Origin of the sequence: Leifsonia sp. 71-9 (assembly GCF_001898805.1) — a bacterium.
GTDB lineage: Bacteria > Actinomycetota > Actinomycetes > Actinomycetales > Microbacteriaceae > Leifsonia.
On the sequence record NZ_MKVJ01000001.1, the window covers coordinates 47,414 to 59,785 of the forward strand.

At 73.1% G+C, this 12,372-nt stretch carries 13 protein-coding genes; 3 read left to right on the forward strand and 10 right to left on the reverse strand.

Annotated elements, in window-relative coordinates:
• Positions 1–216 precede the first annotated feature (216 nt).
• Positions 217–822, forward strand: a complete 606-nt coding sequence (locus BGO91_RS00240; RefSeq protein WP_290470884.1) for a hypothetical protein — start codon at positions 217–219, stop codon at positions 820–822.
• Positions 823–829: 7 nt separating this feature from the next.
• Here the strand turns inward: BGO91_RS00240 and BGO91_RS00245 are convergent, their stop codons facing one another.
• The 5 genes from BGO91_RS00245 to BGO91_RS00265 are packed head-to-tail and all read right to left on the reverse strand — an operon-like array spanning position 830 to position 6,388.
• Entirely contained in the window at positions 830–2,767 is a 1,938-nt protein-coding gene (locus tag BGO91_RS00245) for a collagen binding domain-containing protein (RefSeq protein WP_290470885.1), read from the reverse strand.
• Between the two features lie 59 nt (positions 2,768–2,826).
• The gene (locus BGO91_RS00250) at positions 2,827–3,024 is read right to left on the reverse strand and encodes a hypothetical protein (protein ID WP_290470886.1); all 198 of its coding nucleotides are present in this window, start codon (positions 3,022–3,024) and stop codon (positions 2,827–2,829) included.
• A 54-nt stretch (positions 3,025–3,078) separates the two neighbouring features.
• Positions 3,079–4,446: an NtaA/DmoA family FMN-dependent monooxygenase gene (locus BGO91_RS00255; protein WP_290470887.1), complete on the reverse strand. Its 1,368-nt coding sequence runs from the start codon at positions 4,444–4,446 to the stop codon at positions 3,079–3,081.
• Positions 4,443–5,558 carry an LLM class flavin-dependent oxidoreductase gene (locus BGO91_RS00260; protein ID WP_290470888.1) on the reverse strand — a complete coding sequence of 372 codons (1,116 nt, stop codon included), beginning with the start codon at positions 5,556–5,558 and terminating at the stop codon, positions 4,443–4,445. The genes BGO91_RS00255 and BGO91_RS00260 overlap by 4 nt, the downstream gene beginning before the upstream one ends.
• Positions 5,555–6,388 carry a DUF1684 domain-containing protein gene (locus tag BGO91_RS00265; protein ID WP_290470889.1) on the reverse strand — a complete coding sequence of 278 codons (834 nt, stop codon included), beginning with the start codon at positions 6,386–6,388 and terminating at the stop codon, positions 5,555–5,557. The genes BGO91_RS00260 and BGO91_RS00265 overlap by 4 nt, the downstream gene beginning before the upstream one ends.
• A 138-nt stretch (positions 6,389–6,526) precedes the next feature.
• Between BGO91_RS00265 and BGO91_RS00270 the strand changes: the two genes are divergently transcribed.
• Positions 6,527–7,804 (forward strand): SufS family cysteine desulfurase, encoded by a 1,278-nt coding sequence (locus BGO91_RS00270; protein ID WP_290470890.1) that lies wholly within the window; start codon positions 6,527–6,529, stop codon positions 7,802–7,804.
• The gene (gene sufU / locus BGO91_RS00275) at positions 7,801–8,244 is read left to right on the forward strand and encodes a Fe-S cluster assembly sulfur transfer protein SufU (RefSeq protein WP_290470891.1); all 444 of its coding nucleotides are present in this window, start codon (positions 7,801–7,803) and stop codon (positions 8,242–8,244) included. Before BGO91_RS00270 ends, sufU begins: the two co-directional genes overlap by 4 nt.
• Before the next feature lie 220 nt (positions 8,245–8,464).
• On the opposite strand, the gene BGO91_RS00280 is transcribed toward sufU, so the two are convergent.
• From BGO91_RS00280 to BGO91_RS00300, 5 genes are all read right to left on the reverse strand, one after another.
• Positions 8,465–8,746, reverse strand: a complete 282-nt coding sequence (locus BGO91_RS00280; RefSeq protein WP_290470892.1) for a hypothetical protein — start codon at positions 8,744–8,746, stop codon at positions 8,465–8,467.
• 102 nt (positions 8,747–8,848) lie between these two features.
• Entirely contained in the window at positions 8,849–9,868 is a 1,020-nt protein-coding gene (locus tag BGO91_RS00285; protein ID WP_290470893.1) for a transporter substrate-binding domain-containing protein, read from the reverse strand.
• A 40-nt stretch (positions 9,869–9,908) separates the two neighbouring features.
• Entirely contained in the window at positions 9,909–10,667 is a 759-nt protein-coding gene (locus BGO91_RS00290) for an amino acid ABC transporter ATP-binding protein (protein ID WP_290470894.1), read from the reverse strand.
• Positions 10,664–11,656 (reverse strand): amino acid ABC transporter permease, encoded by a 993-nt coding sequence (locus BGO91_RS00295; RefSeq protein WP_290470895.1) that lies wholly within the window; start codon positions 11,654–11,656, stop codon positions 10,664–10,666. Before BGO91_RS00295 ends, BGO91_RS00290 begins: the two co-directional genes overlap by 4 nt.
• A complete protein-coding gene (locus BGO91_RS00300; protein WP_290470896.1) occupies positions 11,653–12,174 on the reverse strand; it encodes a GNAT family N-acetyltransferase in 522 nt (173 codons plus the stop codon). The genes BGO91_RS00295 and BGO91_RS00300 overlap by 4 nt, the downstream gene beginning before the upstream one ends.
• Positions 12,175–12,372: the final 198 nt, after the last annotated feature.

Consider the following 12,372-nt stretch of genomic DNA (forward strand, 5'->3'; position numbering starts at 1 on the left):
TCGGCTGACGAGACGGTGGGCATGGGTGCTCCTCTCGGCTGCGGTGCGCGAGCGCGCCGTCCGGCGTCGCTGCGCGTCCACCGGCGAGTCTAGACAGCCCCCCGGACCACCGCCAGAGCCGGTCGGCGACCGACCTTCCCGCACGCCGCCGGCGCGGGTAGGGTATCCCCACACAGTCCGTCCCTGCACCCGAGCGGCGGACGGATGGGGGCGTCGATGAGGTTCTTCCCCGAGCGCGAGGAGCGACCCGCGGACAGCCGTGACCTGCAGCGATACCGTGCCCCGCGCTGGTCCGGACCGCCCGACGACGAGCTGCCGCACGCGCTGCCCGAGACGGCCGTGCTCGGCACGACGGAGAACCTGGCGCTGCTGCTCTCAGGTGTGCGCGCCTACTCCGACGGCGCGCTGTTCCTGGTCGAGTGGAGGCTGCGGCGGCTCGATGAGGACGACGCCGCCTGGGCGGCTCTCGTGCGCCGGGTCGGCGGCCCGCGGCTGCCGGGGGAGCAGGCGCTCGGCGCCCTGCGGCTCGGCCTGGAGCTCGCCGACGGGGAGCGCCTGCTCGCCGACGGCGACTCCTGGTGGCTGCCCGGCGAGCTCACCGAGCCCGACCGTCACGTGCTCGGCATGGCGAACTGGGGCGGTGGGGGCAGCGACGACACACAGGTGTTCTCGGGCGATCTGTGGCTCTGGCCGTTGCCGCCGGAGGGACCGCTCACGCTGGCCTGGGAGTGGCCGGCGTTCGGGCTGACCGAGGGCACGCACCAGCTGTCGGGCAGCCGCATCCGCGCCGCAGCGGACGAGGCGCGGCCGATCTGGGAGTGACGCCCCGTCAGTCGCGGCGCGGGCGTGCCCGGCGGCGGCTCGCGACGACGGTCGCCGCACCCCCGAGGGTGAGCAGCGTCGCGAGGGCGATCAGCGGTGCGGCGCCGGTCGAACCGGTGTCCGCGAGCTCGCCGGTCGTCAGCGACGCGCTGCCGGTGCCGTCGCCCGGAGTCGGTGTCGGCGGTGCGGGAACGGCCGTGAGCGCGAAGCCCGGCACGGCGAGGGCGTCCCCGGCGTCCGTGATCGTCACCGTCTGGGTCAGCGGGCCGGAGGCCGTGTAGCCGTCCGGCACGGTGAGGGTGATCGTGTAGTCGCCCGGCGGGAGGCCGCCCAGGTCGTAGGCGCCGTCCTCGTCGGTCGTGAGGGTCGTCGGGGCGTCGGGCCCGCTGATGACGACCGTCGCGCCCGCGACGGGGCCGGTGTCGGCGGTGACCACGCCCGCGATCGATCCCGTCTTCGCCAGGGCGAAGTCGACCCCGGTGACGTCGTCGGCCGCGACGGTCGCATCCCGCTCGGCCGGGCCGCTGATGACGTAGCCGTCCGGCGCGGTGACGGTCACCGAGTAGGAGCCGGCGTCGAGGCGGGGGAGCGTATAGGTGCCGTCCGCGCCGGTGACCGCGCTGACGGTGCCGCTCGGCCCGGTCGCGGTGATCACGACACCGGCGACCGGCCCGGCCGCGTCGGTGACCGTGCCGCCGAGACTCGGGTTCTCGCGCACCTGGAAGTCCACGCCGAGGATGGGGGTCTCCGATCCCGACGGGACGGTGACGGGCTGCGCGGGCGTGACGACCGTGTAGCCCGACGGGACGCCGGTGACCTGCACCGTGTACGAGCCGACGTCGGCGTGATCGAACAGGTACGTGCCGTCCGGCCCGGTGACCGTGGTCACCCCGGGTGCGAGCTCGACCGTCGCGCCCGCGACCGGGTTGCCGCCGGTGTCGCGCACCGTGCCTTCCACCGCCACCGGCACGATCACGTGCATCGAGAAGTCGGCGACGGCGTCCGTGGCGGAGAGGTCGGCCGGCCGGGAACGCGGCGAGTCGGCGATCCAGCCACCGGGCGGGGTGATCGACACGGTGTAGCCCGCGCTCGCCTGGATGCCCGGGAACGAATACGTGCCGTTCGCGGCGGACGTGGTCGTTCCGACGACCCGGCCGTTCGCGTCGGTGAGCGTCAGGGTCGCACCGGCGGGGCTGCTGGCGTCGGTCGTCGAGACCGTGCCGGTGACATCCCGGGCGAGGGAGGCGAACCAGGTCTGGTAGACGGGGACGCCGGAGCGCTGCGTGTAGATGAAGGTCAGCGACGAGATGGGGGCGTTGGGCTCGAACCAGGCGGCGGCGCCGGCCGTGTCTTGCGCGAATTGGTTGCCGGTGAGCGTCTGCGACGTCGCGTCCCATGCCGGGACGTCGGACGCGGATCCGGAGCAGTTCGGTCTGCCGGAGCCGGGCGCGGCGCAGTAGTTGAAGCCGCCGTTGTAGCCGAGCTGAGCGGCGGTGAGGGCAACGCCGTCCGGGCCGACGGCGCGGATCTGCACCTTGTCGGCGTCGATGTCGCCGAGCACGAAGGTCCAGCCGGAGGTCGGCGTCGGCTCGGCGAACGAGTAGGTCGTGGTCGACGGCGACACCGCGTTGTCGGCCTTGGGGCGCAGGTTCAGGTAGGGGCGGCCCTGGCTCGAACCGTACTTCGCGCCGACGGGTGTGCCCGGGGCGAGCCAGCTCGAGACTCCCGTGATGACGCCGACGCCGCTGCCTCCGCGGGAGTCCGTCGTCACCGCGGCCGTCATCGCCGGCGTGTTCGCCACCTGCACGGAGTACGACGTCGGGCTGTTGGCCGTCCAGCCGGCCCACAACCCGGTGGTCGCGGCCGAGGCCGGTGTCGCAGCGACGAGCGGCAGAAGGGCGAGGGCCGCGACTGTCGTGAGGATGACCGGCAAGCGAGGGCGCACGGGCCGAACCTACGCTGGGCGTGCCGCCCTGTCTAGACCGTTCGACCCGCGGACGGGGGTCACCGCCCGCGCCGGCGGCGGATCCCGAAGCCGAGCAGTACCGCGCCGACGATCGCCACCACCACGCCCGCGCCGCGGACGAGCCACTGCACCTGCCCGATGGCCGCGTCGACGAGCAGGGGCACGGCCAGCCCGACGACGATCAGCGCGATGCCGCCGATGAAGTACCAGGGGGAGCCGTTCGTCCGTTCGACCATCCCCTCAGCCTACCCAGCGGCGCGCCACCGCGGCGGGCCGGGCCGTGCGCCGCGTCAGGCGCTCTGCGCGGCCTGCTCGCGCCGGGTCAGCGGCTCCCGCAGACCCAGGTTCTCGCGCAGCGTGGTCCCGGCGTACTCGGTCGGGTAGATGCCGCGCTCCTGCAGCTCGGGCACCAGCAGGTCGACGATGTCGTCCAGGCCGGAGGGGATCAGCCACGGGGTGATGTTGAACCCGTCGACGATTCCCGCGTCGGCGTAGCGCTGGAGGGTCGCCGCGACGGAGCCGGCGCTCCCGACGAAGCCCCGGGTCGAGTTGAGCGCGATCACCAGCTCCCTGATCGAGAGCCCCTCGGCCTCCGACCGCGCGCGCCAGGCGTCGGCCGTGGTCTTGGCCTGGGCGGCGCGGAAGGCCGTCCCGCGGGTCTCGCCGGTCGTCTCCTGTACTGGATCGAACGCGGGGAGCGGGCCGTCCGGGTCGAGCGCCGAGAGATCCGTGCCCCAGATGTTCTCGATGAAGGCGACCGCGGTCTGCGACGAGATCTGCGCGCGGCGCAGCCAGCGCGCCTTCTCCTCCGCCTCGGCGTCGGTGTCCGCGATGACGAACTCCTGCCCCGGGAAGATCTTGAGATCGTCGGCCGGACGACCCGCCCGCAGGGTGCGCTGGCGGATGTCGTCGGCGAAGGCGGCTGCGTCGTCGAAGGCGCTGTGCGCCGAGAAGATCACGTCGGCCTGACGGGCCGCGAAGTCCCGGCCGTCGGGCGAGTCGCCGGCCTGGAACAGCACCGGGTGACCCTGGGGGCTGCGCGGGAGGCGCGAGACCGTCTGCGCCGTGTAGTGGCCGGTACGCACCTCCGCCGTGCCGCTGCCGCGCCCTGCCCGCGACCAGGCCGCGGCGTCCTGCGTTCCGGCGATCTCGTCGTCCCACGCGTCCCAGAGGGCCTTCGCCGCGACGACGACGGCCTCGGCGTGGGTGTAGCGGTCGGCGTGGTCGAGATAGCCGCCGCGCCGGAAGTTCTCGCCCGTCCACGCGTTGTCGGTCGTGACGATGTTCCAGGCGGCACGGCCTCCCGAGAGCAGGTCGAGGCTGTTCAGCCGGTGCGCCAGGTCGAACGGGTCGTTGTAGGTCGTGTTCTGCGTCGCGACGAGCCCGATCCGGCTGGTCACCGCGGCCAGGGCGGCGAGCTGGGTCTGCGCGTCCGGGCGCCCCGCGACGTCGAGCTGGTGCAGCTGCCCGAGGTGCTCGCGCAGGCGCAGCCCCTCGCCGAGGAAGAAGGCCGAGAACAGGCCGCGCTCGGCGGTCTGCGCGACCCGGCGGAAACTCTCGAAGTCGATCTGCGATCCGCTCGCCGGGTCGGACCACACGGTGCTGAAGTTGACGCCCTGGAAGAAGACGCCGAAGCGGAGGACGGTGGGGGCGGTCATGCGGACTCCTCGAGACGATCGGCGGTGAGCGGGCCGGCCGGAGCATCCGGGAGCCCGAGCGTGGAGCGGAGGGTGTCGCCGGCCCGCGGCGTCGCGACGGGGACGCGCTCGCGCAGCGCCGGGACGACCGCGCGGCCGAGCTCCTCCAGGTCGACGTCGAGCACGGCGGGGTGGAGGCGGACGCCGTCCACCACCGTGGCGAGCGCCACGAGCAGCTCCACCAGGGCGGAGGCGGTCCCGGCGAAGCGGGCGCGCGTGCGCGGCCAGGGGGAGTGGGCGTCGAGCTCCGCGAGGCGGGTCGCGGCCGGCACGCCAGCGGAGTCGAGGGCGACCTCCAGGTCGAGCACGGCGAGGGCCGCGCCGCGGGAGCGCAGCGTCGAGGCGAGCGCGGCGGACGCGGCGACGAGCTCGCCCGGTTCGGTGGAGGCGACGTCGAAGAGGGCGACGTCGAGATCGATGCGATCGGCGAGGGCGGCGGGGCCCAGCACCGGCAGCAGGCCCTGCGGAGGCCGGGGCACGATCGACGGCCCGGTCACGCGGTAGTCGTCGCCGGCGAAGTCGATGTGGTGCACGCGGTCGCGGTCGAGATAGCGGCCGGTCGGCACATCCGCGATCACCGCGCGCTCCTCCCACGACAGCCACAGCCGGCGCGAGACCTCCACCGCGTCGGCGGCACGGTCGGCCGCGACGGAGGCGGAGACGGCGGGACGGCCGAACACGGCGGCGGCGCGTGCGTCGGAGTCCGCCTCGACCAGCCAGCCGCCCCGGCCGTGCGCGGCGTAGTCGAGGCTGGCGAGCTGGGTGCCGACGTGGAACGGCTCGCCGTACACGCCGTGGACGGTCGGGACGAGGCCGATCGCGGAGGTCAGGGGCGCCGCGTAGGCCGCACGGAGCACCGCGTCGAGGCGCGCCTGCGGGCCGCCGGGCTGCTCCGGCGGCGTGGGAGCGTCGTCGAACGTGGCGAAGGCGAACCCCGCGCGCTCGGCGAGCTGCGCGCGCTCGGCGACCGCGCCGCCCGAGAGCTGCTCCCGCGGGGTGCGGGACGAGGACCGCCAGGCGGCGGGATGGGCGCCGTCGCCGTCGAGCTCGACGCCCAGCACGAAGCCGGTCATGCGTCGGCCCGCTCTCCGCCGCGCTCGACCGGGATGCGCTCGCCGGCCGTCACGGCGAACGGCAGGCGGTTGCCGGCCGGCGGCAGCGGACAGGTCGCGAAGTCGGTGTAGGCGCACGGGAGGTTGACCGCGCGCGTGAAGTCGAGCACGACCGAGCCGTCGGCCGCGGGAGCCGCGACGGCGAGCGAACGGTTCGCGGCGTACGTCGTGACGCCGCTCGTGGCATCCAGGAACAGCACGTGGAGGGAACCGGGAGTGCGGCCGTCGAAAGCGGTGAGCCGGTGCTCGGCGCCGTCGTGCTCGAAGACGACCTCGCCCGGTGCGGCGTACACGTGCTCCAGGCCCTCGGCCACCGAGCCGACCGTGACATCCTGCGGCTCGGCGAACGGCTCGAACCGGCCGGCGATCACCCAGCGCTCGTCGGGCGCATAGGTCGGCGTGCCCTCGTACGCGGAGCGGATGGGGGCGTCGGGATGCCGCGGGCGCACGATGTCGGATCCGCCGCGACGGGCGACCTCCACCACCGCGTCGCCGAACGCGACGATCCGCTGGTCCCGCTCCGCGATCGGCCCGAACGCGTGGCGCCCGGTGACGGGGGCACCGTCGACGATCAGCTCCTCGCCCTCGGCGAGCTCCACGACCGGGCCGTCCTCGCCCGTCGACCACGCGCCGGGCACGTCGTCGAACCGCTCCGGGTCGGCCGTCAGCCAGCGGAGGGAGGTGATGGCGAGGAAGCCGTGGGCGTCGGCGCGCGCGGCCTCGTGTGCGTCGTGCCAGGCGCGCCACGCTGCGGTGAAGGCGGTGGTGTCGATGTCGGATGCGATGCTCATGCCGCAGGACGCTACCGGCGGCCCACCCGGGGCGGGCAAGGGCCGCCGACACGCGGCGTAACCCCCGTCATCCGGGGTCACGCGGGTTGCAGAATGCACGGCGGGATTGCAGGAGCCGCTTGTATGGTTGAGGACCGTATGCGCACCGACATCCTCGACACGGCCCGCCTGCGCGCGGACTTCCCGATCCTCGCCCGCGAGGTCAACGGCCACCCCTTCGTCTACCTCGACTCCGGGGCCACCTCCCAGAAGCCCCGCCAGGTGCTCGACGCCGAACGCGCCTTCGCCGAGACGTACACCTCGGCGGTGCACCGCGGCGCCCACACCGTCGCCGGCGAGGCCACCGAGCTGTTCGAGGAGGCCCGCGAACGCGTCGCGCGCTTCATCGGAGCGCGCCCCGACGAGCTGGTGTGGACCTCCAACGCGACCGAGGGGCTCAACCTCATCGCGTACGGGATGTCGAACGCCTCCCTCGGCCGCGGAGGCGCGGAGTCCGCGCGCTTCCGGCTCGGCCCCGGCGACGAGATCGTCGCCACCGAGGCGGAGCACCACGCCAACCTCGTGCCGTGGCAGGAGCTCGCCGCACGCACCGGCGCGACCCTCCGCATCATCGGCCTCCACGACGACGGCACGCTGCGCCTCGACCAGGCCGCGGAGCTGATCGGGCCGCGCACCCGCGTCGTCGCGTTCGCCCACGTCTCCAACGTGCTCGGCGCGATCGCCCCCGTCGCCGAGCTGGTCGCCCTCGCGCACGAGCACGGCGCGCTGGTCGTGCTCGACGCCTGCCAGTCCGTCCCGCACCTGCCCGTCGACGTCGCCGCGCTCGACGTCGATTTCGCGGTCTTCTCCGGCCACAAGATGCTCGGACCCACCGGTGTCGGCGCCCTCTACGGCCGCGCCGACCTCCTGAACGCCCTGCCGCCCTTCCTCACCGGCGGCTCCATGATCACGACCGTGACCCTGGAGGCCGCCGAGTACCTCCCCGCGCCCCAGCGCTTCGAGGCGGGCACGCAGCGCGTCTCGCAGGCGGTCGCGCTCGCCGCGGCGGTCGACTACCTCGACGCGGTCGGGATGGCCGCCATCGCGGAGCACGAGGAGGCGCTCGGCGGCCGCATGCTCGCGGCGCTCGACGAGATCCCCGGCGTGCGCGTGCTCGGTCCGGGCGCGGGAACGCCGCGCGTCGGCCTCGCCAGCTTCGTCGTCGACGGCATCCACTCGCACGACGTCGGCCAGTTCCTCGACGACCGCGGCATCGCCGTGCGCGTCGGCCACCACTGCGCGCAGCCCGTGCACCGCCGTTTCGGCGCCACCGCGAGCACGCGCATCAGCACCTACCTGTACAACACCGCGGACGAGGTGGACGCGGCCGTCGCCGCCGTCGCCGACGCCCGCGCCTTCTTCGGAGTGGCCGCATGACCTCCAGCGATCTGCAGAACCTCTACCAGCAGGTGATCCTCGATCACGCGCGCGAGAAGCACGGCTACGGCCTGCGCGACGACGCCGCGGCGAGCTCGCACCAGCTCAACCCGACCTGCGGCGACGAGGTCACCGTCGGCGTGCATCCCACCGCCGACGGCCGCATCGCCGCGATCAGCTGGGAGGGCCACGGCTGCTCGATCTCGACCGCGTCGGCGTCCCTCCTGAGCGACCTCGTGCACGACGTGGACCGCACGCAGCTGACGGAGGCGGTCGCCGCCTTCCGCGAGCTCATGCACTCCAAGGGCGCCCTGGAGGGCGACGACGAGGTGCTCGGCGACGCCGTCGCGCTCGCCGGCGTCTCCAAGTACGTCACCCGCGTCAAGTGCGCCATGCTGCCCTGGGTCGCCCTCGAGGACGCCCTCCTCAAGTCCGCCTGAGCCGCTCGGTCGCCAACGGAGGAGATCCGGGCACAGAATCCCAGGTTCCCCTCCGTTACCGGCCTGCGGCCGGCGTGTCGTGCGAAATCTCCTCCGTTGCCCACGACGTGGCCACGGGAGGAGATCGGGTCGCGAAGGGACCCGAAACGCCGGGAACGGAGGAGATCCGGTCCGGTGGGGCCGATCCATCCTCCGTTCCCCGCGCCGCGTCGGGTGGGCGTTACGGGACCGGCGCCAGGTCGACCTCGTCGGCGATCGCCTCCAGGGCCGACGGCAGGGACGGGAACGTCGTGCCGTAGACGAGCCCGGAGGGGCCGGCGGCCGTCCACGCGGCGGTGCCGCGCTCGACCTTGCCGACCAGGTACCGCTTGTGGCCTCCCAGCACCTGGCGCTGCGCGATCGGCAGCGTGAGCGGGAAGGCGTACACGTCGCCCCGGGGGCTGACCACCAGCTCCCACCGGGCTTTGCCGGGGTTGAATTTACTCGTGAAGATGCGCGACATGATCGCTCGTTTCTACCCTCCTCGCGGGGTCGGTCGCCAGGTAGATGACGGCCTGTTGCGGACGGCCCCGTCGCACGGGGCGACCGGGCCGTCCGCGCGGTGTCACTGGTTGCTGAGCGGGAGCCCCGCGGGGTTGACCTCGGAGGTCGGCACGGACTCGTTCGCGAGGTTGTAGGCCTTCAGGACCTTCGCGTACTGGCCGTGCTCGATGACGTAGTTCAGCGCCGCCGCGACCGGCTCGGCGAGCCCGCTGCCCTTCTTCGAGGTGGCGGCGATGAGGCCCTTCACGGTCTCGCCCGCGCCCGAGAAGGTGCCGGCGGTGCGGATGGGGTTGGCGGTCTTCGCGGTCTGCGTCTCCTGGTAGGCGACCGACGGGTTCGGCGTGAAGTAGGCGTCGATCTTGCCGGAGGCGAGCGCGAGGAACACCGCGTTGGAGTCCGGGTAGTACTTCACGTCGAGGGTCTTGCCCTCCGCCTGGAGCTTCTGCTGCCACTCCAGCAGGATCTTCTCCTGGTTGGTGCCGCGGTCGGTCGCGACGGTCAGCCCGGCGAGCTTCTCGTAGTCGCCGTCGAACTCCCAGGTGCTCTTCTTGGGCACGGCGAACGCGAGGATGTCCTGGCGGTAGGAGGCGAAGTCGTACTTCTGCTTGCGCTCCTCCGTCACCGTGATGTTCGAGAACCCGGTGTCGATGGTGCCGTTGTCGATGCCGACGAAGAGGTTCTGCCAGGTGGCGTTCTTGAACTCCGGCTGGAGTCCGAGCACCTTCGCGACGAGGCGCGCCAGGTCGGGGTCGGTGCCGGTGTAGGTCCGCTGGTCGTCGCCGACGTAGGTGATGGGCGGGAATCCGGAGGGCAGTGCGCCGAGGCCGACGACGAGCTTGCCGCTCTTCTTCACGCTCTCGGGCAGGGTGTCGCGGATGCTGTCGACCTGCTTCAGCTCGACGGTGGTCTCGGTGGCGACGCCGTTGGAGTGGGCGCCGATGGTGACGGTGTCGGATCCGCCGCTCGTGCCGCTCGCCGACGCCTGTCCGGAGCAGGCCGCGAGGGAGGCGACGAGGGCGGTGGCGATGAGCGCGGCGGACGCGATGGTCCGTCGGCGGCGCCGGGGGAGGTGCTGTGTCATGGGTTTCTCCAGGTGTGCGGGTGGGCGGTGCGGATGGTGTTCAGAGCACGCGGCTCAGGAACTCTCTGGTGCGCTTCTCGCGCGGATGGTCGAGCACCTCGGCCGGGGTGCCCTCCTCGACCACGACGCCGTCGTCGAGGAAGACGACGCGGTCGGCGACCTCCCGGGCGAAGCCGATCTCGTGGGTGACGACGACGAGCGTCGCGCCGCTGCCGGCGAGCGAGCGGATGACCGCGAGCACTTCGCCGACGAGCTCGGGGTCGAGCGCGCTGGTCGGCTCGTCGAACAGCAGCACCTCCGGCTCCAGCGCGAGCGCGCGGGCGATCGCCACGCGCTGCTGCTGTCCGCCGGAGAGCTGGCGCGGATACGCCGCGGCCTTCTCGGCGAGCCCGACGCGCTCCAGGAGGGCGTGCGCCCGCTCCCGGGCGGCCGCGGGGGCGATGCCGTGCGCGATCGGCGCCTCGGTCACGTTCTCGAGGATGGTGAGGTGCGGGAACAGGTTGAAGCTCTGGAAGACGAAGCCGATCCGGGCGCGCTGCGCGAGGATGCGGCGCTCGCTGAGCTCCTTCAACCGTCCGCGGTGCACGTGCACCCCGATCAGCTCGCCGCCGACCACCACGTAGCCCTCGTCGAGCGGCTCGAGATGGTTGATGGCGCGCAGCAGGGTGGACTTTCCCGATCCGGACGGACCGAGCACGACCGTGACCGTCCCCGCCTCGATCGTGAGGTCGACCCCGCGCAGGACGGGGCGGTCGCCGAAGGCTTTCGTCGCGTTGGCGATCTCGATACCGGCGCTCACACCGCACCGTCCAGACGGTTGTTCGCCCAGCCGCGCAGCCGCTGGAACGGGGTGGGCGGCAGGGCGCGCACCGATCCGCGGGCGTAGTAGCGCTCGATGTAGTACTGGATGGTCGAGACGATGCTGGTCAGCACCAGGTACCAGATCGTGGCGACGACCAGCAGCGGGATGATGTCGCCGGGGTTCGTGCTGCCGATGCTCTGCACCACGCCGAACAGGTCGAGCAGCGAGACGTAGAAGAGCAGCGAGCTGGCCTTCAGCAGACCGATGATCTGGTTGACGTACGCGGGCACGATCGACCGCAGCGCCTGGGGCAGGATCACCCGGCGGAACTGCCGCCCCCGGGAGAGGCCGAGAGCCTTGGCGGCCTCCTGCTGACCCGGGTCCACGGCGAGCACACCGGCGCGGACGACCTCCGACGCGTACGCGATCTCGCTCAGGCTCAGGCCGATGACGCCGAGCGTCAGATCGGAGAGCACCGTCACGGTCGGCACCGTGAGCTGCGGCCCGAACGGGATCCCGATCCCGATGGACGGATAGAGGCTGCCGAGGTTGTAGAGGAAGATCAGCACGAGGATGAGCGGCACCGACCGGAAGAGCCACACGTACAGCCAGCTGACGGCGTTGAGCACCGGGTTGGGCGAGAGCCGGCCGAGCGCGATGATCACGCCGCCGACGAAGCTCACGACGGCGCTGATCGCAGTGGCCGTGAGCGTGAGCTGGAGACCGGTCAGGATCGCGGGGCTGAACAGCCATTTGCCGACCTTCGCCCACTCCCACGACGGGTTGGTGAAGAGCGACTGCCCGGCGTTCACCAGCAGCAGGAGCACCAGGGCGGCGCCGATCCAGCGGCCGGGGTGGCGCAGCGCCAGCACCGGCCGGTCGGCCAGGCGGCGCAGGGCGGCCGAGTCGGGGAGCGGCTCCCGACCGGATGCGGACGCGGGAGTGGCGCCGGGTTCCGGGGGCGCGGCCGTCGTGGTCGCGCTCATCGTCGGTCTCCCGCGGGGCGCGCCGACAGCGTCTTCTCGAACGGGTGGATGCCGACCTCCTCGGCGGGCAGCGCCTGGTCGTAGAGCGGGGTGTACCCCGCGGCGAGGTACAGCCCTTTCGCCTCGGGCTGGCGCGGGCCGGTGGTGAGGTAGACGCGCGTGTAGCCGCGGCGCACCGCCTCCGACTCCAGCTCGGCGACCACCCGGCGGCCGAGGCCCTCGCGGCGATGGGCCGAGCTCGTCCAGATGCGCTTCAGCTCGGCGGTGCTCTCGTCGTAGCGCTTGAACGCGCCGCCGGCGATCGGGGTTCCGGCGCGCAGCAGCACGACGAAGGCGCCGTGCGGCGCCGCGAACTCCTCGGCGGGGTAGCGGCTCAGTTCGGTCGAGGCGCGCTCGCCGAAGAAGTCGCCGTACCGGGTGTCGTATTCGAGCTCGAGCTCGGCGAGGAGCGGTCGGGCCAGCTCGTCGGTGGCGTCGACGTAGCGGAACTCGTCAGCGATGACGGGGGATGCGGTCATCGACGGGCCTCCAATCGGATGGGGTGCGGAACGGTTGCCGACGACCGTATGGGCGGCCGTCAAGCGGGCGGGAGCTCCCGTTACGGATTGCGACGCGGGCGTCACACGGCGCAACGCAGCCTTGGCAGACGGCTCCCGGCGGGCGACTCTGCTCGGATGCCGTCCACCGCCCTCCCCGCCTCCGTCGCCCTCGTCGGG

Excerpts from the sequence above, each read along its gene's own strand:
- BGO91_RS00240 (WP_290470884.1), top strand. The coding sequence starts at position 217 with ATGAGGTTCTTCCCCGAGCGCGAGGAGCGACCCGCGGACAGCCGTGAC.
- BGO91_RS00250 (WP_290470886.1), bottom strand. The coding sequence starts at position 3,024 with ATGGTCGAACGGACGAACGGCTCCCCCTGGTACTTCATCGGCGGCATC.
- BGO91_RS00255 (WP_290470887.1), bottom strand. The coding sequence starts at position 4,446 with ATGACCGCCCCCACCGTCCTCCGCTTCGGCGTCTTCTTCCAGGGCGTC.
- BGO91_RS00260 (WP_290470888.1), bottom strand. The coding sequence starts at position 5,558 with ATGACCGGCTTCGTGCTGGGCGTCGAGCTCGACGGCGACGGCGCCCAT.
- BGO91_RS00265 (WP_290470889.1), bottom strand. The coding sequence starts at position 6,388 with ATGAGCATCGCATCCGACATCGACACCACCGCCTTCACCGCAGCGTGG.
- BGO91_RS00270 (WP_290470890.1), top strand. The coding sequence starts at position 6,527 with ATGCGCACCGACATCCTCGACACGGCCCGCCTGCGCGCGGACTTCCCG.
- sufU (WP_290470891.1), top strand. The coding sequence starts at position 7,801 with ATGACCTCCAGCGATCTGCAGAACCTCTACCAGCAGGTGATCCTCGAT.
- BGO91_RS00280 (WP_290470892.1), bottom strand. The coding sequence starts at position 8,746 with ATGTCGCGCATCTTCACGAGTAAATTCAACCCCGGCAAAGCCCGGTGG.
- BGO91_RS00285 (WP_290470893.1), bottom strand. The coding sequence starts at position 9,868 with ATGACACAGCACCTCCCCCGGCGCCGCCGACGGACCATCGCGTCCGCC.
- BGO91_RS00295 (WP_290470895.1), bottom strand. The coding sequence starts at position 11,656 with ATGAGCGCGACCACGACGGCCGCGCCCCCGGAACCCGGCGCCACTCCC.
- BGO91_RS00300 (WP_290470896.1), bottom strand. The coding sequence starts at position 12,174 with ATGACCGCATCCCCCGTCATCGCTGACGAGTTCCGCTACGTCGACGCC.